This window comes from Chryseobacterium sp. HR92 (assembly GCF_045689405.1).
Lineage (GTDB): Bacteria > Bacteroidota > Bacteroidia > Flavobacteriales > Weeksellaceae > Chryseobacterium > Chryseobacterium viscerum_A.
Genome location: NZ_CP139139.1, coordinates 2,279,271 through 2,297,990 on the forward strand (window position 1 = coordinate 2,279,271; position 18,720 = coordinate 2,297,990).

Below are 18,720 nucleotides of genomic sequence, written 5' to 3' on the forward strand. Positions count from 1 at the left end.
AACTAAATTTAATAAATAGGAATGCCCATTTTTAATGATACTAAAGTTGCATTTGCAGACAAGTCTGATGCACAATTGAGAAAGGCGTACTGGATGTTTAAAATGATTGAACAGCCCGCTCTTACAAGCCTTGGAACATCTGTCCTGAATTTTACAGTACACAACAATTTTCCTTTCGTTACCGGAATTGTAAAAAACACCTTGTTTGAGCAGTTCTGCGGTGGTGAAACCCGTGAAGAAAGTATGAAGGTTGTGAAGCAGCTGTTCAAAAGAGGGGTTGGAAGTATTTTCGATTACTCTATTGAAGGAAAAGAAGATGAAGAAACTTTTGATGCGGTTTGCAAAGAAATTAAGGATATTGTTAGATTCTCAGTGGGAAATCCGGCCATTCCTTTTATCGTATTCAAGCCTACCGCTTTCGGAAGAATTGATCTTTATGAAGCAGTTGGAAAAGGAGTGGAGCTTACTACCAGCCAGCAAGAAGAATGGGAAAGAGTGGTAAAAAGATTTGATGAAGTATGCAGTCTTTGCCACGAGAATGATAAAAAAGTAATGGTAGATGCTGAAGAAACCTGGATGCAGGATGCAGCAGACCACCTTTGCGAAGAGATGATGGAGAAATATAACCAGCAAAAACCTATCGTTTGGAATACCATCCAGATGTACAGAACAGGAAGACTGGAATACATGGAAGCTAATCTTCAGAGAGCAAGAGAGAAAAACTACTTCATCGGTTACAAAATTGTACGTGGTGCTTATATGGAAAAAGAAAGAGCCAGAGCAGCAGAGAAAGGATATGCAGATCCTATCCAGCCAAGTAAAGATGCTTCGGATAAGAACTACAATGCAGGAATCGACTTTGTCATGAATCATCTGGATAAAGTTTCTGCCTTCTTTGGAACCCATAACGAAATCTCTTCAGAGCTGATTATGGATAAAATGAAAGCAAAATCTTTGGACAGTGACAATCCACACGTTTATTTTGGACAGCTTTACGGAATGAGTGATAATATTACCTTCTATTTGTCTGATAAAGGCTATAACGTGGCTAAATATCTTCCATATGGACCTGTAAAGGATGTTGTGCCATACCTGACAAGAAGAGCCAGAGAAAATACCTCTGTAGCCGGGCAAACCGGAAGAGAGCTGGGACTTATCAAAAAAGAACTGGAAAGAAGAAGGAAATAAGAATATTGTTCTTACTATACCTATCAGGCCTGCAGATTTGCGGGCCTTTTTATTGCTTTCAACATCAGTACAGAAGCTTCATTATTTCTGAAGAACAAAATAGAATTAATAATAATTAACGTAATTATTATTAATATTAATTATATATTAAAATAATGTGATTTTTATTGTTGATTTGATTTTAAATATTTATATTTGATAGAGCCATAAAAAACCAATGCATGAAAATGTTTTCATTTACCTTTAGGATACTGCCCTATAACAGAATCTCTTTAGATACATAAGCAACTGTATCACCCTTATCAATAGCCGAAATTATAAAGAAACATATTGTGGGATGGATCGTTATCATAAAATAATAATTCCACCAACTGGGTATCCCATTCAATTTCAAAAAAACAAAATAAAGCAATAGCTTTAGTTTTCTTCTTCAAATATTTTTTAACCTGATCATTTTTTTGATCAGGTTTTTATTTTTTAAGGTTCAAAACTTTCAAATTTTCCGTTTTCATAGAACAGAACAATACGTTTTATTTTATTTTGTTGATTTCCAAATAGTTGTCCTAAAATAGGATTGTCGGAATTTTCTAATCGCTGAGAATCCGATATTTTTTCCGGGACTTTATCTTGGGCTGGTATAAACGATTCTCCAGCACTTGATTTTGGAGCTTCCATTTCAGTTTCATCACTCCCGAACTCATCATCGTCATTCATCATCGTAAATAAGTCGGGGAGAGGAGTTGTTTTTATTTTCTCCTCTTCGGTATGTTCTTCGTTAATTTCTGATTCGGGTAGCTGGGATTTCAGCATTTCACCTTCACCTGTAACCAGCCAGTCCCACAGAAGTTCCGGGAAACGGGATTTTATTTTTATGATAAACTCAAGAGACGGTTTGTTTCTTCCTGATGTAATATGTGAAATGGATGAACGCTGTACATCAATCTCATCTGCAAACTCAGAAGGAGTAAGATTAGAATACTCTATAATTTTGGAAATTCTTTCATTTAAACTCATAAAAATAAGCCTTTAATTATTTTACAAATGTAACTCATAAAATTTACAAATGCAAAATACAAATGTAAATAATTGAAATTATTATCTGTATACATTTGTAAAACAAAAATAAACTACTTTAAATCAATGTATTATATTTAAATTACAATTGTATTTATTGATGACATCATTCTTCTGCAGGAATTTGCTGTATTGATTAAGATAACAATATTGTTCCATTATTTACCCTTTATATTAGTTTATAAATGTAAATTACTGTATTTTCAGAGGATATTTTATCCCTTAAATGACTTCTTACTTACTATTTACATAATTAATCTACCTAATCTCTTTTAAGATACCTAAATATCTAAAAAATAGCTTATAATAAGTATTTTTAAGGCATTACAATGGTAAATTACCGATGTAAATACTCTATTTCTAGTCGATATACTTCCTTTGTCGAAGGGAAATTATATACATGCTCAATGGCTATATTTTTTTGCCTGCGAAGTTGACCCCAAAAACACAGATTACCTAAAATTCCAGAGAAGATTTCTATATTTTAAGCTTTTTACATTTGTATAATTAGATGAGCAATAAAGTTTTCCACAATTTTTATGTTTAATAAAATAACCTTCAAATGGGTAAAAACAACGTTTTTTACACTTCAAGTAGTGTTATAAATGTAATTTAGATAAAATACATAATGTACTGATTTTGTGTATTTTAAATATATCAAATTAAATTATTCGCAATCCACAATTTTACCAACAGACAATATGTCATTCAGCGCTGTTTAACAATGTTACAAGTGTTAACTCTCTTTTTAAGTCGTAATACCACCATGATTTAAACTTTGTAAATGATTTTAAAATCAAGACACAAATGTAAATCTGCGTATTTTCACAATATTCACAAATGTTAATTTAAGTTTTTACCTAAAAATGGTTAAATTTGATTCTTGTAAATTATTTCTCAAGATGAATTTTGAACAGATCTATTCTCAGACACCCGATTTCTCAAATCGCTATATTTCCCCTGAAAAATTATTTTCTTACCTACAGACCAATCTCAGCGATTATATCCAAGAGATCGGAACATCCTATTTAGGTAAACCTATTTATCAGTTAACTATAGGAACAGGAAAGATTCAGGTATTGGCCTGGTCACAAATGCACGGAAATGAATCCAACGCAACTCATGCTATGTTGGACCTTTTAGTAAGTCTTGATAAAGCACCTGAAATGAAAGAAGATCTGTTCAGTAAAATACAGCTTGACTTTATATTCATGCTGAATCCGGACGGATCTGAAAGATGGACGAGGCTGAATGCTTCCGATATTGATCTGAACAGAGATTTTCACAACGAAGCGAGTAAAGAGATTAAGTTTCTGAAAAATGCAGCAGCTTCAAAAAAATATGATTATGCATTAAACCTTCATGAGCAGAGAACCATTTTTACCACTGATGGTATTCATCCTGCTACGCTTTCGTTTTTGGCTCCTTCCGAAAATGTAGAACGTACCGTGACTGAAAACAGAAAAAAATGTATGGCAGTCATCGGAAGTGTATACAATCATTTGAAGGAAATGATCCCTAATCAGATCGGAAGATATTCTGATGAATTTTACCCTACTTCCACAGGAGATAATTTTATCAAAGCCGGAATGCCTACGATCTTATTTGAAGGCGGCCATTTTGTAGACGATTATACCAGAAAAGGAACCCGAAAATATTATACTATTGCTCTTTATTATGCACTGAAGGCAATCAGTGAACTCAACTCTGATATCACAGGCTGGGAAACTTATTTAGACATCCCTGAAAATCAAGAAACGCATTATGATATTATTTACAGAAACGTAAGACTGAATACAGAGCATGAATGTATTTTGGATATAGCAGTTCAGTACAGAGAAATCAAAGAAGAGGGGAAAGATGAAATCTCTTTTGTTCCTTTTGTAATGGAAGCCGGAGATGTAAAGAAAAGAAAAGGCTGGCTGGAAATAAACTGTACCGGAAAGAAATTTATTTCTGCTACTAAATATCCGAAACTGGATTCTGTAGTGGATTTTAAAATTGAAGATTAAAAAAATTTTAAATAACCTCATAAAAAATCTCCGGCAGACCTGAAGGTCTGCCGGAGATTTTATTTTTACAAACTTGGGATATTAAAATTCATATTCAATAGGAATGGGCTTTAGCCCAAACTTAATCTTAGAAATATAAAATTTAGATTTTATTCAATAATTAAAGCTTAGTTAACTTAGTTAACCACTTTAATTCCGTTTGCTACAAATCTGATTTCTTCTTTAGGCTGTGTAATCGCATCAATTTCTGCCTGTGGCTTCTTGGCGTCTTCCGCATAATGTTTCTGCTCATTTACAGAAGTTACTTTTCTTTCTGCATTACCTTCCACTACTACATTTTTACCTTTTAAAGCTGTAGGAACAAAGAAAGCATAGTCTTTCATTTTTACAAAAAACTTAGAATTGTCTTCAGTCTGAATGGTAAGCCAGCATCCTTTTTTATCGCAAACATCGGTTACTTTTCCTTTAACGGCTACGTTTTCAACTTTTTTGTTGTCTTTTTTAAGCTGTTTATTCAGATTGTCTACTGTGATTGCTTTAGATTCAGCGGAGGAAGTTACCTGATCTCCGTAAGTATCGCCTACCAAAGCTTTTCCTTCCGGTGGACCGGATTGAGCAAACGCTAAAGAAGAAGCCATTAAAGCTGCGCCTAATAATATCGCTTTAAATTTCATTTTTAATATTTTTCCCAAAAATACTAATTAATATTGAATCATAACCGATTTAAAAATGATAAAAACCAGCTGTTTCAAGGATTTTGCAATAAAATTCAAAATCAAAGACAGATTTGATTATATTTGACCCCTATACTTGACTATGCAAAAAAAACTGAAACTATGGGACGCCATTATGCTGGTGATGGGTTCTATGATCGGAAGCGGGATCTTTATTGTAAGTGCTGATATGACACGAAACCTGGGATCAGGTTTTTGGCTGATTGTAGTATGGGTTATCACAGGCGTGATGACCGTAGCAGCAGCAATAAGTTATGGTGAGCTTTCTGCACTGTTTCCGAAAGCCGGCGGACAATATACCTACCTGAAAGAGATTTTTGGTAAAAGGATGGGTTTCCTTTACGGATGGGGATTGTTTACAGTAATACAAACCGGAACAATTGCTGCCGTAGCAATGGCTTTTGGTAAATTTACAGCTTACCTTATTCCTTCTCTTAACGATGCAGCCCCAATTTTTCAAAGTGGGGAATTTAAAATTACATGGATACAGATTCTGGCGATCGCCGTCATTATTTTGCTTACCTATATCAACACCAGAGGAGTGGAAAGCGGTAAAATCCTTCAGAACATCTTTACAGGTTCCAAAATCATTGCATTATTAGGCTTAATTGCTGCCGGTTTTATATTGGTAGATATTTCTCATTTGTCAGAAAACTTCAGCTGGGGAACAGATTCTTTTAATAACCTTAAAAAAGATTTGAGCGGTAATTTCCTTAAAGAAGGCTGGGAACCGATTGGTGGAATGACTTTGCTGGGAGGAATTGCTGCCGCAATGGTAGGTTCAGTTTTCAGTTCTGTTGCCTGGGAAAGTGTAACATTTGTTTCCGGGGAGATTGAAAACCCTAAAAAAAATGTTGTAAAGTCAATGATTTACGGAACTTCTGCTGTGATGATTCTTTATATCGCTGTAAATTATGTCTACTTAAATGCATTAGACAGAGATGGAATTGCATTTGCTGCCAATGACAGAGTAGCGGTAGCAGCATCTCAGAATATTTTTGGAAGTGCAGGAACTATCATCATTGCTTTATTGGTAATGATTTCTACATTTGGATGTAATAACGGATTGATTCTGGCGGGAGCGAGAGTTTTTCAGACGATGGCAAAAGACGGAATGTTCTTTAAATCAGCGGTAAAAAACAATAAAAATGAAGTTCCGGAAAATGCTTTATGGATGCAGGGAGTCTGGGCTTCCATTCTGTGTCTGAGCGGGCAGTACGGGAATTTACTGGATATGATCTCTTTCGTGATCGTTCTGTTCTATATGATTACGGTTTTTGGAGTGATTTACTTAAGGATGAAACAACCGGAACTAGAAAGACCTTATAAAACATGGCTTTATCCGGTGACACCTGCTATTTACCTTATCATAGGAACATGTTTCTGTATTTTACTGTTAATTTACAAACAGCAATATACGTGGCCGGGCTTTGTATTGGTACTGCTGGGACTTCCGGTATATTATTTTATCAACCGAAAAAAGGCAGATGCTTAAATAAAATAAAAGATATAACAGATTCGGGGCTTTCAATTCAGGTTGAAGGCCCTTCTTTTTGAATAATATTTTGATGTATTGTAACAATTATTTGGTGAAAATGCGTACTTTGGTATTCCGTTTTTAAATAAGCGGAACCATGAAGTAAAAACTATAAGTTATGGATACACCAAATTACAGAATGCCTTTCGTACCGTCTACTTTAATGACCGAAGGCGGAAGTATCGATACCTGCGATATGGGAGAAAGTATTGCTCACAATATTATGCTGCTGATCACCACCAAAAAAGGGGAGAACAGATATGATGAAAACTATGGAAACGATGTTTGGAACCTTGAATTCGATAACGGAGTAACAAGTGCCATCTGGGAAAACGTTTTTGTCAAAAGCTTAAGAAGACAGATCCAGGAATATGAACCAAGAATTGTAAGTCCGCAGATCGATGCCCATATACAGTTTGTAGAGCACAGCTACGATACTAAAGAACACACCGAAATTAAAAAGAAAGTAAGAATTGCCATCAATGCAAAAATGGAAGAAACAGGAGAACGCTTCAGTTTTTCAACCGAATTGTTTCTAAGCCCGATGTCTATTGATTAATATTTTTAACAGCGAAAGAAAATTATGAATTTAGATCAGAATATTTATTCCAAAGAGTCTGTAAAAGCGAGAATGCTTCAGAATGCAACTAAAGTATGGGGACTGAGAAGCCCTCAGTCTTTGGATCCTTTTGTAAAACTGTTGATAGACGCATTCAGTACAGAAGTTTTTAAAGCGAATAATGAAATACAGACGGTGAATGCCCGTATATTGGAGAAACTAGCAAAGCTTCTTACACCGTCCATCTATACACATCCTATTCCTGCTCATTCCGTGGCTTTTACACAGCCTTATGATTCATCGGAAGTTTTATTGGAACACACAGAATTTTTCTTCCGTAAACAGATGACTTCCACAGTAAAGTCAGAATCCGATAAGCAGTTGAACATCCCTTTTACACCGGTAGGAAATGTAAGAATCAATAAAGTTCATACCTCTGTTATGTTTGTAGGAAATACCTGCTACAGTATAGATGACAGATTTAATAAAATTCCCATTGCAAGATTCCAGGGAAGACCGGAAGATTACAGAAAAATCACAATAGGAGTCGATGTCAGCAAGTATATCAGTGAAAACTTTCCTAAATATCTTAGCATATTCTGCTCCAATCCGGCTTTTGAACACCTTGATTTTGTATATAAATTATTGCCGTACATTTCAGTATCCAGCAATGGAAACCCTTTATTCGTAAGAGAAGGATTAAGTTATCTTACAGAAAATCATACGGATGGTTACGAACAGATGTTCAAAGAGCAGTCTATCAGAAATAAGGTGATTAATGATATTAAAAGTATTTACCGCCATAAATTTATTGAAGTAACAGGAATTTCCCGAAGCTTGTTCTCAGAACCAGGAGAGCTTCCTCAGAATCTTGATTTCTTAGCGGGAAAAGAAGAAATTACAAAGTTCCTGGATAATAAAAGTTTCCTGTGGCTTACTTTTGAATTCCCGCCGCAGTTTTCAGCAGAAATCCTTGATAACTTCTCATTTGTGCTGAATGCCTTCCCAATCTATAACAGAGGCTGGAAAAAAACAGAATACAGTCTTGATATCATGGGAAATAATATTCCTTTGGTAACAGATGAAGGCGAACATTTCCTTTATGTAGATGAAGTGCAGGATGGTGACGGAAGAAAGTACACCGAAATCCCTTTTACACCTGCAGATGACCTTAAAAAAGGTTTATACACTGTAAGAAAAGGCGGAATGGAACGTTTCACAAGCCGAAATGCAGTTGATATGATTGCCAATGTTCTTGAATTGACAAGAGACGAAATTGCAGCATTTTCCCTTTTAAATAGGGACAACGTAAAAGGCGTTCTCAGCGAAATGTCCGATAAAATGAAAACCATGGTACAGAAAGTGAACAACGCCAAAAGGAATATCAGACAGGAACTGAATTATGTCATTATGGAACCTGTAGAAAAAACCGATCATACTTACGCTTCTTTCTGGGTTACACATTGTACTTTGGCCAATCATATGCGTCCGGGAACTGAACTTTCCAATCAGTTAAAGTCACAAACTGTTGTATTGCTTACCGAAACATTGGGAGGAGCTGAAGAACAGAAAGGAACAGACAGTATTCAGGCTTATAAATACGCACTCACAACAAGAGATAAAATCATTTCTTTGGAAGACGTCAAAAACTACTGCCGCATGATTCTGAAAGATGAGCTAAGAGAAGTGAGAGTAAGAAGAGGAACCATGATCAGCAACAAACCCAAAGAAGGTTTTGTAAGAACTGTTGAGGTAGAAATTATTCCGCAGAACTATTCTTTCTACGGAAGAGCCTATTGGGAAAATATGGCCAATATCATCAGAAACCAGATTATTGCCAAAGCCATTGACGGGATTGAATATGTAGTAAGGATAAACAATGAAGATGTTGATTTCCAGGACATGTAAATCTTTAAAGAAAATTAAAATCAGTTTAAAATATAAATGCCGTTGTTATTACGGCATTTTTTATTTGTTGCATTGAAAAATCTGCGTGAACCAAAGCATTCAATAGGCACGGGCTTTAGCCCGTTTTTTTATTAAATGAGGTTTTCGATTGGCTTTAGCCGAAACATAATATCCAGAACGTATGAAATCATTCAGCAAAATTCAATAAAGTAAGATCCAATCTATTAACAAAACCTAGGAATTTTTTATAAAACTTTTATCGTTCTAATATTCAAAAAAAGTCTATAAAATTTCGTATTTTTGCACGTTGTGATTTTCAGGCAAAGTCACTCCGAATTATGAGCAAATCAACAGAATATATAGAAGTTTACGGAGCACGTGAACACAACCTTAAAAATATTAATGTTAAAATTCCACGCAACGAATTGGTCGTTATTACCGGCCTTTCCGGAAGTGGAAAATCCTCATTGGCTTTTGACACCATTTTTGCAGAAGGCCAGCGTCGTTATATCGAAACATTCTCTGCCTATGCACGTCAGTTTCTGGGGGGATTGGAACGTCCTGATGTAGATAAAATAGAAGGACTTTCACCCGTTATCGCCATCGAGCAGAAAACAACCAATAAAAATCCTCGTTCTACCGTAGGAACTGTTACAGAACTGTACGATTTTCTTCGTCTTTTGTATGCAAGAGTTTCGGATGCATACTCTTTGTCTACCGGGCAAAAGCTGGTGAGCTATACTGAAGATCAGATCCTGGAAACCATCAAAGAAAACTATAAAAAAGAGAAAATTATGCTTTTGGCGCCGGTAGTGCGTTCCAGAAAAGGTCATTATCATGAACTTTTTGTACAGATGGCTAAAAAAGGCTACGGACAGGCAAGAATTGATGGAGAATTACAGGATATTGAATATGATTTAAAACTTGACCGTTATAAAACCCACGATATCGATATCGTTATTGACCGTTGGATTATAGGGGAGAGTGCCTCAGAAGGCAGAATGGAAAAATCATTGCGTACTGCAATGGAAATGGGGGAAGGAATTATCGGAATTCAGAAACTGGGAAGCAAAGACATTGAGTACTTTTCCAAAAACCTGATGGATGCAGAAACAGGACACTCTTTGGCTCTGCCGGAACCAAATACTTTCTCATTCAACTCCCCGAAAGGAAGCTGCCCAGACTGTAAAGGATTGGGAACCATTAAAAAAATCAATACAGATTATTTCATAGATAATCCCAAGCTGTCAATCAATCAGGGTGGATTATTGCCATTGGAAGATATCAAATCCAACAAATGGATTCTTTCGCAGATCAAAAACATTCTTGAGATCTTCGGATTAGGATTAACAACACCTTTGAAGGATATTCCGGAAGAAGCACTGGATTATATCTACAATGGATGTCACAAAGAATTTAATAAAGATCTTAAATACGCTGGGATTACCAAGAAGATTAAAATTGGTTTTGATGGTTTGATCGCTTTCATGGAAGAAATTATTGATGAAAGAGAATCTTATGAAGCCATTTTGCTGGAAAGACACTTTACAACAGAAGAAACATGTCCGGAATGTCACGGGACACGTCTTCAGCCTTCAAGCTTAAGCTTTAAAATTGACGGGAAAAATATTGCTGAGGTCAACGGATTAAGCTTATCTGATTTAAAAGACTGGCTAGCCGACGTTAAAGATAAATTCTCAGAAAAAAATAAAATCATCGCTCACGAGATCTTAAAAGAGATTGAAACCAGGCTGCAGTTCTTACTGGATGTAGGTTTGGACTATCTAAGTTTGAGCAGAAGTTCAAAAACCCTTTCAGGAGGAGAATCACAGAGAATCCGTCTCGCAACGCAGATCGGGTCTCAGTTGGTTAATGTATTATATATTCTTGATGAACCGAGTATCGGGCTTCACCAGAGAGATAATGAAAGGCTGATTCATTCTCTGAAAAACCTTAGAGACATCGGAAACTCTGTATTGGTGGTAGAGCACGATAAAGACATGATTCTGGAAGCTGATGAGGTTTTGGATATTGGTCCAAGAGCCGGAAAATTTGGTGGAGAGATCCTTTGGCAGGGAAAACCAAAAGACCTGTTGAAAGCAGATACCATTACAGCTCAATATATCAATGGAAAAAGAAAAATTGCAATTCCTGAAGAAAGAAGAGCGGGAAGTGGTAAAAATATTGTTTTAAAAGGAGCTACAGGAAACAACCTGAAAAATGTAACCCTGGATGTTCCTCTTGGAAAACTGGTGGTAGTAACCGGAATTTCAGGAAGCGGAAAATCTTCCCTGATTAACGGAACACTATATCCGATCCTTAACAAACACTTCTACAGAGCCGTTCAGGAACCTTTACCTTACAAAAAGATTGAAGGACTGGAGAATATTGATAAAATTGTAGATGTAGATCAGACTCCAATCGGAAGAACTCCTCGTTCTAATCCTGCTACTTATACAGGAATGTTTACGGATATCAGAAACCTTTTCGCGGAGCTTCCGGAAAGTAAAATCCGTGGTTATAAGCCGGGAAGATTCTCTTTCAATGTAAAAGGCGGAAGATGCGAAACCTGTCAGGGTGGTGGATTGAAAGTAATCGAAATGAATTTCCTTCCGGATGTATATGTACATTGCGAAACATGTAACGGAAAACGTTTCAACAGAGAAACCCTTGAAGTTCGCTACAAAGGAAAATCAATCTCTGATGTTCTGGATATGACAATTGATGAAGCGGTAGATTTCTTCCAGCCGATTCCTAAGATTTTTGCAAAAGTGAAAACATTACAGGACGTAGGTTTGGGATATATTACCCTGGGACAGCAGTCAACAACACTTTCAGGAGGTGAAGCACAACGTATCAAGCTAGCCACCGAACTGGCGAAAAGACAAACCGGAAATACTCTTTATATTCTAGATGAACCAACAACAGGACTGCATTTTGAAGATGTGAAAATCCTGATGGAAGCCATCAACCAGCTGGTAGAACTTGGAAACTCGTTCATTATCATCGAACATAATATGGATGTAATCAAATTAGCAGACCATATCATCGACGTTGGACCAGAAGGAGGAAAGCATGGCGGACAGATCGTAGCACAAGGTACTCCTGAAGAAATTGTGAAGTCTAAGAAAAGCTTGACAGGGAAGTTCTTGAAGAGAGAACTGGAATAGGTATTCATAAAATTATGCAGCATTTTGTCATTCTGAAGGAATCTAAATGATTTATTGATCAACTTTTAAAATAAAAAATCAAGATAATAATTGGCTAAACTAATCAGGTTTAGCCTTTTTTATGCTTAAAATTACCTTTCAATATTAAATTTTCAATTATTTTTAAAATTTATAATACTGATAATCAAATAATTAAGTTTTAATGTTAACCCAATGTTAACTGAATGTAAAATTAATATGAATTATTTTTAATAACTTTGGTCAAGAGATACAAAAAAAGGTTAGTATAATATTTAAAACCAATTAGTTATGAAAAATCGAATTCAAATATTGTTTGCTTCACTTTTCGTTTGTGGATTTGCTGCCGTTTTGAACACCGCCAAAGCCCAAACTACCAATCATAATACTATTGAGCCTATTCAGCTGAATAAGAGCGAGACTTTTACAGATATAAGAAATAAGCTGGAAGCCAATTTTGACCTTACCAATCCTGATTACAAGCAGGGAACCGTAAACTCAGTGGTGAAATTTGATATTGCAAAAAATGGTAAAATTGTAAATGTTCATTCTACAGGAGACTGCAAAACGGTAAGTAAAGAAATCGAAATGGTATTAAGTGATCTTGATTATAGAGTAGACCGCAATAAACTGACTGATAACATGGTTGCTTACACTTACGTAATGCCTGTGACAGTAGAGATCCACAGCAGATAATATTCGTTGCATATTATTCAATAATATGTGAATAATGAAAACTTATCAGATTAAGTTGTAATTAAGAATAAACAGTAAGGTTTTAATTTTGGGCTACCATAAAATTAAAACTATATGAAAAATTTAAAGAAACTGACAAAGTCAGATTTGAAGTCAGTGTACGGAGGAGAACCTAAAAAATACTGTACGTTTTGCGAATGGGCAAATAAAGTAATTTGCAGTGATGTTCCAATCGTTCAGTGTCCGTAAAAAAATAAAGCCGCTTTTATAAGCGGCTTTTCTATTATTTTGTACTTTGAACAAATTCTGTTAACCTTGCTTTAAGGTCTTTAGAATTCCCTATTTTATCAAAAGTAACATTATCTATTCTCCATCCTTTCTCTGTATTGGTCAGATGTACGGTATCCATCCATGTTTCTTTAGGTGTAGCTGCGTTATATTCAAAAGCTACCAGTGCTTCAGCAGTTTTATCCTGTATCTTAACAGATTTGATTTTATAACTTGTGAACCCTTCATACAAACTGGAGAAAATAGCACCTTCAAAGATTAATGGCTTTTCATCAGGATGATCACTTTTTTTTACCCTTTCAATATCTGCTTTTGATGCGTGTATTGCCTCGTTTAAAACTTTTTTTAAATCCTGGGAAAATAAACTATCCGGAATCGGTTGATTATAAATAGCTTCATTAAACATACCATACTGGGTATAAAGCTCATTTACTTTCTCGTTTATTGCTGTATCAGGGGATAAAGCAGGCTGAGCTTCATTTTTTTTGCAGGATACAAAGAACAGGAATATTCCTAAACAGAGAAATAATTTTTTCATTTGACATTATTTTTTGTGGTGTTTATCAGAATCCCAAGCTCAAAATGTATACCAAAATCTGTCGATAAAATATTTTTTACGAATCACAAAAATCAATACATTTGAGTAGATAAAAAAATTGTGGATCCTATTCTTAACGTTGCTGTCCGTTCCCTCTGCGTTTACCTTTTCATGGTAATTGCTATTCGTTTATTTGGTAAAAACCAGCTTTCTCAGCTCAACGCAGGGGATGTTGTATTGTTGTTATTAATTTCAAATGCTGTCCAGAATGCGATGGTAGGCCCTGATACCTCTCTTCAGGGAGGAATTATTGCGGCATTGGTTTTGTTTGCAGCTAATTTTATTTTAAAAAGGATAATGTTTTCCAATCGTTCTTTTCAGACCTTTATGGAAGATGAACCGGTAATTCTTATCAGAGATGGAGTTGCGGATCAGGCAGCCCTGAATCGTGTAAAAATTACAGAAAGTGAATTGGAAGAAGCCATAAGAGAACATGGGATTGAAAACATAAACAATGTAAAACTCTCCGTTCTGGAAGTTGATGGGAATATCAGTGTTGTTTCCCAGGACGAGAAGAGTAAGCAGACCCACTATTCAAGAATTAAAAGAAAAATGAAAAGAAAATACCATTAAATACGATGAATTACGAATTAAGAGAAATGCTTCCCAATGACGAAGCCAGAGTACTGGAGATCTTCCGGCAGGGAGTAGACAGTGGAATTGCTACTTTGGAAACGGAAGTTCCTACAGCCGAAGCCTGGAGCATGGAATATTTCAACGATTGCCGCTGGGTACTTGAAAATGAAAATAATGAAGTAATAGGATGGTGCGCCCTGAAACCAATCAGCAAAAGAGAAAGTTTTAAAGGAGTTGCAGAAGTAAGCATTTATTTTGATAAAGAATACCAGGGGAAAGGATTGGGTTCCATTTTGCTTAAAAAGATAATTTTGGACAGCGAAGACCACGGATTCTGGACATTGCAGACCAATATCTTCTCCGAAAATGAAATGGCCATTAAATCTCACCAGAAAAACGGTTTCAGAGTAGTGGGAGTCCGTAAAAAAATCGGAAAGCTCAACGGCGAATGGAAAGATCTTGTTTTGATGGAGAAAAGAAGCGAAATTATTTAAAGAATTATGAATTATGAATTATGAATTATGAATTATGAATTATGAATTATGAATTATGAATTATGAATTTGTTTGATAATTACATTAATCTCCATAGTAAAATTCACTATTGACTTGCGAAGCAAAATTGACCATTGACCATAAAAGGCTGTATATTCCAACCTTAAACCTTAAACCTTGAACCTTGAACCTTGAACTTTTCAATTTGGCATTACCCTTGTAATATTAAAGGTGAAAAAATAGAAATAATGAAAAATTTGATTAAAATTACAGGAGTTCTTATCGTGATGTTTATGCTGTCATCATGTGTAGTGCATGACAATGGGCGTCGCGTCAAAACAATTCCACCGGGACAGGCTAAAAAAATGTATGGCGGAAGTGCAAAAGATTATGCTCCGGGACAGGTGAAAAAAAGAAGTGGTTATTAGTTTATAAAATAAAAACATTAGCAGTCATTTTTAACATACATTAGCTTAATTTCAATTTCTTTTGGCATTAACATTGATATATTTCGCTATCGGAATTGAAAAAGTGAAAATAATGAAAAGTATGTTTAAAATTGTTGGGGTAGGCGTGGTACTATTAATGCTGTCCTCTTGCATAGTGCATGAGCCTCATGGAAGAAGAATGCCGCCGGGCCATGCAAAAAGGTATTATGGTGGAAGTGCAAGATATTATGCGCCTGGCCAGGTTAAGAAAGTGTATATTTATGACGATCGTGGCCATCATCACAGAGGCCGTGGTCATGGACATCACAGATAAAAAAAGAAAAGCACTGAATTTTTTCAGTGCTTTTTATTATAAATTATAATCTGGATTTTTTAGGGTTCAGAAAAGTATTAAAAATCATCACTTCCTGTCCGAACTTTTTCTCTATTCTTTCAGAAATATTCAGAAGTTCGCTTTGAATGAAATCTTCCCTTAGTTCATCATTGTCAAAGATTAGCAGGAGATTATAATTTTTACCTTCCTCAATAAAGTCACTGTGTACCTCAGAAAGAATATATTTGTCTACATCCATCAGGTTTTCAGTCATTAAAACCAGTGTTTCATCAATATAATTTTCCCATTCTTCTAGGTTATCTTTCGTACAGTGGAAAGTTATACTTAATACGCTCATATTTTTATGAATTTTTAAGATTTTTTGGATAAATTCTACAGCAAAAATCGGCATTTTTTTCGTAAATTAGCCCGTTAATAAAAATTGGAAATAAATAATTTTCAGACTTACAGCTAAGAGTTTGAATATCATTACAATAAAATTTGTTTATGCAAAAAGAAGGAGAAAGACTGATTCCTATCAACATTGTTGATGAAATGAAGTCGTCTTATATCGATTATTCGATGTCCGTTATCGTTTCAAGAGCGTTACCGGATGTAAGAGACGGCTTGAAACCTGTTCATAGAAGAGTTCTTTACGGTATGTATGGATTAGGGGTATTTTCTAATAGAAAATATTTAAAATCTGCGAGAATTGTTGGGGATGTTTTGGGTAAATATCACCCGCACGGAGATTCCTCTGTATATGATGCTATGGTAAGAATGGCCCAGGACTGGAGCTTACGTTATCCTCAGGTTGACGGCCAGGGTAACTTTGGTTCAATGGATGGTGACCCGCCTGCAGCAATGCGTTATACCGAGGCAAGATTGAAAAAAATCTCTGATGAGGTGCTTTCAGACTTAGACAAAGAGACGGTTGATTTCCAGAATAACTTTGACGACAGTTTACAGGAGCCTACAGTAATGCCAACTAAAGTTCCGAACCTTTTGGTAAACGGTACTTCCGGTATTGCAGTGGGGATGGCAACCAATATGGCGCCACACAACTTATCTGAGTCTGTAGATGCTATCTGCGCTTATATTGATAATAAGGAAATTACAATAGACGAGCTGATGCAGCACATCATTGCACCGGATTTCCCTACAGGTGGTATCATCTATGGGTATGACGGAGTAAGAGATGCTTTCCATACAGGAAGAGGTAGAGTTGTTTTAAGAGCTAAGGTTAGCTTTGATGAAATCGGAAACAGAAACGCTATTATCGTTAGTGAGATTCCTTATCAGGTTAACAAAGCGGAAATGATCGCAAGAACAGCAGAGCTTGTTAAAGATGAAAAAATCCCTGGTATCCATGAGATCAGAGACGAATCGGACAGAAAAGGACTTCGTGTTGTTTATGAATTGAAAAACGATGCTATTCCGAATGTTGTTCTTAACCTATTATATAAATATACGGCACTTCAGACTTCTTTCAGTGTAAACAATATTGCATTGGTACACGGAAGACCGGAGCAGCTGAACCTTAAAGATATCATTCATCACTTTGTAGAGCACAGACATGAGGTAATCGTAAGAAGAACTCAGTTTGAGCTTAAGAAAGCAAAAGAAAGAGCACATATTCTTGAAGGATTCATGAAAGTGATTGGAACTCAAGATGCTTTAGACAGAGCGATTTCTATTATCCGCCACAGTGCAAACCCTCAGGCTGCAAAAGAAGGCTTGATTGAAGCGTTTGAACTTTCAGACATTCAGGCTCAGGCGATCCTTGATCTTAGATTAGCTCGTCTTACAGGAATGGAGCTTGATAAGATCCGTGATGAATACGATGCCATCATGAAAGAAATTGAAAATCTAGAGGATATCTTAGCGAATGAGCCAAGAAGATTCCAGATCATCAAGGACGAATTGATCGAAATCAAAGAAAAATACGGAGACGAAAGAAGAACAGAAATTGATTACTCAGGAGGTGAAATGTCTATTGAAGATATTATACCGAACGAAGCTGTAGTTCTTACCATCTCTCACGCAGGATACATCAAGAGAACTTCACTTTCAGAATATAAAATTCAAAGCAGAGGTGGTGTAGGAAATAAAGCAGCAACAACAAGAGATTCCGATTTCCTTGAATATATTGTTTCTGCAACCAACCACCAGTATATGTTATTCTTTACAGAAAAAGGAAGATGTTACTGGTTAAGAGTATTTGAAATTCCGGAAGGCTCCAAAACAGCAAAAGGAAGAGCAGTACAAAACCTTATCAACATTGAACCGGATGATAAGATCAAAGCATATATCAGAACCAACAACCTGAAGGATTCCGAATATGTAAATCAAATGAGCGTTGTAATGGTTACCAAAAACGGTACGATCAAGAAAACATCATTAGAAGCCTATTCAAGACCAAGAGTAAATGGGGTAAATGCTATCGAAATCAGAGATAATGACCAGTTGTTGGGTGCTTACCTTACTAATGGAACATCTCAGATTATGATTGCTACTAAAAATGGTAAATGTATCCGTTTCCCTGAAGAAAAAGTAAGAGAAGTAGGTAGAGGATCTATTGGGGTAAGAGGTATTGCCATGGAAGACAATGATGAGGCTATTGGTATGATTGTTGTGAACGATGTAGAAAATGAAACAGTACTTGTAGTATCTGAAAAAGGATATGGAAAGAGAACTGCCGTAGAAGACTACAGAATTACCAACAGAGGAGGAAAAGGTGTGATCACCCTGAACATTACCGAAAAAACAGGAAATCTGATTGCTATTCAAAACGTAACAGACGAAGATGGATTGATGATTATCAATAAATCCGGTGTTGCCATCAGAATGGGTATGGATGAAATGAGAGTAATGGGTAGAAATACTCAGGGAGTAAAACTGATCAATCTTAAGAAAAATGACGAAATTGCAGCCATTGCAAAAGTAGCAATGGATAAAGATGTAGAAGAAGATTCTGAAGAAATTGAAGAAGAAACAGAGATTGTAGCTGATAACCAGGAAGACAATACAATACCTCAGGCTGAAAATGAAAATACAGCAGAGGAAAATGAGAATTCTGATTCCGAAGAATAAATTGTACAATATA

17 protein-coding genes are annotated in these 18,720 nt (G+C 35.8%); 13 read left to right on the forward strand and 4 right to left on the reverse strand.

Going from position 1 to position 18,720, the window contains the following annotated elements; translation table 11 throughout:
• Positions 1-21: 21 nt before the first annotated feature.
• Entirely contained in the window at positions 22-1,188 is a 1,167-nt protein-coding gene (locus SFA27_RS10245; RefSeq protein ID WP_407297972.1) for a proline dehydrogenase family protein, read from the forward strand.
• A 477-nt stretch (positions 1,189-1,665) separates the two neighbouring features.
• Here SFA27_RS10245 and SFA27_RS10250 read toward each other — a convergent pair whose 3' ends face one another.
• Positions 1,666-2,202 carry a helix-turn-helix domain-containing protein gene (locus SFA27_RS10250; RefSeq protein WP_047374466.1) on the reverse strand — a complete coding sequence of 179 codons (537 nt, stop codon included), beginning with the start codon at positions 2,200-2,202 and terminating at the stop codon, positions 1,666-1,668.
• Between the two features lie 962 nt (positions 2,203-3,164).
• On the opposite strand from SFA27_RS10250, the gene SFA27_RS10255 reads away from it, so the two are divergent.
• Positions 3,165-4,274 (forward strand): M14 family zinc carboxypeptidase, encoded by a 1,110-nt coding sequence (locus tag SFA27_RS10255; RefSeq protein ID WP_407297973.1) that lies wholly within the window; start codon positions 3,165-3,167, stop codon positions 4,272-4,274.
• A gap of 176 nt (positions 4,275-4,450) precedes the next feature.
• Here SFA27_RS10255 and SFA27_RS10260 read toward each other — a convergent pair whose 3' ends face one another.
• Positions 4,451-4,948 (reverse strand): DUF4920 domain-containing protein, encoded by a 498-nt coding sequence (locus SFA27_RS10260; RefSeq protein WP_407297974.1) that lies wholly within the window; start codon positions 4,946-4,948, stop codon positions 4,451-4,453.
• A 142-nt stretch (positions 4,949-5,090) separates the two neighbouring features.
• On the opposite strand from SFA27_RS10260, the gene SFA27_RS10265 reads away from it, so the two are divergent.
• The 6 genes from SFA27_RS10265 (at position 5,091) to SFA27_RS10290 (ending at position 13,145) form a co-directional block, all read left to right on the forward strand.
• Positions 5,091-6,503, forward strand: a complete 1,413-nt coding sequence (locus tag SFA27_RS10265) for an APC family permease (RefSeq protein WP_047374473.1) — start codon at positions 5,091-5,093, stop codon at positions 6,501-6,503.
• Between the two features lie 160 nt (positions 6,504-6,663).
• Positions 6,664-7,104, forward strand: coding sequence for a GPW/gp25 family protein (locus tag SFA27_RS10270; protein WP_047374475.1), 441 nt, complete (start codon positions 6,664-6,666; stop codon positions 7,102-7,104).
• A 24-nt stretch (positions 7,105-7,128) separates the two neighbouring features.
• Complete coding sequence (locus tag SFA27_RS10275; protein WP_407297975.1) at positions 7,129-9,012, forward strand: type VI secretion system baseplate subunit TssF; 1,884 nt, start codon at positions 7,129-7,131, stop codon at positions 9,010-9,012.
• Between the two features lie 338 nt (positions 9,013-9,350).
• On the forward strand, positions 9,351-12,182 hold the full coding sequence (gene uvrA / locus SFA27_RS10280; RefSeq protein ID WP_047374480.1) for an excinuclease ABC subunit UvrA: 2,832 nt from the start codon (positions 9,351-9,353) through the stop codon (positions 12,180-12,182).
• A 309-nt stretch (positions 12,183-12,491) separates the two neighbouring features.
• Positions 12,492-12,896, forward strand: a complete 405-nt coding sequence (locus tag SFA27_RS10285) for a hypothetical protein (protein ID WP_047374482.1) — start codon at positions 12,492-12,494, stop codon at positions 12,894-12,896.
• 114 nt (positions 12,897-13,010) lie between these two features.
• Positions 13,011-13,145 (forward strand): bacteriocin-like protein, encoded by a 135-nt coding sequence (locus SFA27_RS10290; protein WP_077417018.1) that lies wholly within the window; start codon positions 13,011-13,013, stop codon positions 13,143-13,145.
• Positions 13,146-13,179: 34 nt separating this feature from the next.
• Here SFA27_RS10290 and SFA27_RS10295 read toward each other — a convergent pair whose 3' ends face one another.
• Complete coding sequence (locus SFA27_RS10295; RefSeq protein WP_407297976.1) at positions 13,180-13,722, reverse strand: hypothetical protein; 543 nt, start codon at positions 13,720-13,722, stop codon at positions 13,180-13,182.
• Positions 13,723-13,842: 120 nt separating this feature from the next.
• On the opposite strand from SFA27_RS10295, the gene SFA27_RS10300 reads away from it, so the two are divergent.
• From SFA27_RS10300 to SFA27_RS10315, 4 genes are all read left to right on the forward strand, one after another.
• The gene (locus SFA27_RS10300; protein ID WP_407297978.1) at positions 13,843-14,355 is read left to right on the forward strand and encodes a DUF421 domain-containing protein; all 513 of its coding nucleotides are present in this window, start codon (positions 13,843-13,845) and stop codon (positions 14,353-14,355) included.
• A gap of 5 nt (positions 14,356-14,360) precedes the next feature.
• Complete coding sequence (locus SFA27_RS10305; protein WP_047374486.1) at positions 14,361-14,852, forward strand: GNAT family N-acetyltransferase; 492 nt, start codon at positions 14,361-14,363, stop codon at positions 14,850-14,852.
• A 287-nt stretch (positions 14,853-15,139) separates the two neighbouring features.
• Complete coding sequence (locus SFA27_RS10310; RefSeq protein WP_407298165.1) at positions 15,140-15,280, forward strand: quinol oxidase subunit 4; 141 nt, start codon at positions 15,140-15,142, stop codon at positions 15,278-15,280.
• 188 nt (positions 15,281-15,468) lie between these two features.
• On the forward strand, positions 15,469-15,663 hold the full coding sequence (locus SFA27_RS10315; protein ID WP_407297979.1) for a hypothetical protein: 195 nt from the start codon (positions 15,469-15,471) through the stop codon (positions 15,661-15,663).
• Here the strand turns inward: SFA27_RS10315 and SFA27_RS10320 are convergent.
• A complete protein-coding gene (locus SFA27_RS10320; RefSeq protein ID WP_047375691.1) occupies positions 15,658-15,972 on the reverse strand; it encodes a DUF4286 family protein in 315 nt (104 codons plus the stop codon). The two genes, SFA27_RS10315 and SFA27_RS10320, sit on opposite strands and share 6 nt — an antisense overlap.
• Positions 15,973-16,121: 149 nt before the next feature.
• Here SFA27_RS10320 and gyrA point away from each other — a divergent pair, with 149 nt between their 5' ends.
• A complete protein-coding gene (gene gyrA, locus SFA27_RS10325) occupies positions 16,122-18,707 on the forward strand; it encodes a DNA gyrase subunit A (protein ID WP_407297980.1) in 2,586 nt (861 codons plus the stop codon).
• The last annotated feature ends 13 nt before the right edge of the window (positions 18,708-18,720 follow it).

Coding starts and splice junctions, on each gene's coding strand:
- SFA27_RS10250 (WP_047374466.1), bottom strand. CDS start 2,202: ATGAGTTTAAATGAAAGAATTTCCAAAATTATAGAGTATTCTAATCTT.
- SFA27_RS10285 (WP_047374482.1), top strand. CDS start 12,492: ATGAAAAATCGAATTCAAATATTGTTTGCTTCACTTTTCGTTTGTGGA.
- SFA27_RS10275 (WP_407297975.1), top strand. CDS start 7,129: ATGAATTTAGATCAGAATATTTATTCCAAAGAGTCTGTAAAAGCGAGA.
- SFA27_RS10305 (WP_047374486.1), top strand. CDS start 14,361: ATGAATTACGAATTAAGAGAAATGCTTCCCAATGACGAAGCCAGAGTA.
- SFA27_RS10295 (WP_407297976.1), bottom strand. CDS start 13,722: ATGAAAAAATTATTTCTCTGTTTAGGAATATTCCTGTTCTTTGTATCC.
- SFA27_RS10320 (WP_047375691.1), bottom strand. CDS start 15,972: ATGAGCGTATTAAGTATAACTTTCCACTGTACGAAAGATAACCTAGAA.
- SFA27_RS10265 (WP_047374473.1), top strand. CDS start 5,091: ATGCAAAAAAAACTGAAACTATGGGACGCCATTATGCTGGTGATGGGT.
- uvrA (WP_047374480.1), top strand. CDS start 9,351: ATGAGCAAATCAACAGAATATATAGAAGTTTACGGAGCACGTGAACAC.
- SFA27_RS10255 (WP_407297973.1), top strand. CDS start 3,165: ATGAATTTTGAACAGATCTATTCTCAGACACCCGATTTCTCAAATCGC.
- gyrA (WP_407297980.1), top strand. CDS start 16,122: ATGCAAAAAGAAGGAGAAAGACTGATTCCTATCAACATTGTTGATGAA.
- SFA27_RS10290 (WP_077417018.1), top strand. CDS start 13,011: ATGAAAAATTTAAAGAAACTGACAAAGTCAGATTTGAAGTCAGTGTAC.
- SFA27_RS10270 (WP_047374475.1), top strand. CDS start 6,664: ATGGATACACCAAATTACAGAATGCCTTTCGTACCGTCTACTTTAATG.
- SFA27_RS10245 (WP_407297972.1), top strand. CDS start 22: ATGCCCATTTTTAATGATACTAAAGTTGCATTTGCAGACAAGTCTGAT.
- SFA27_RS10260 (WP_407297974.1), bottom strand. CDS start 4,948: ATGAAATTTAAAGCGATATTATTAGGCGCAGCTTTAATGGCTTCTTCT.
- SFA27_RS10315 (WP_407297979.1), top strand. CDS start 15,469: ATGGAAGAAGAATGCCGCCGGGCCATGCAAAAAGGTATTATGGTGGAA.
- SFA27_RS10310 (WP_407298165.1), top strand. CDS start 15,140: ATGTTTATGCTGTCATCATGTGTAGTGCATGACAATGGGCGTCGCGTC.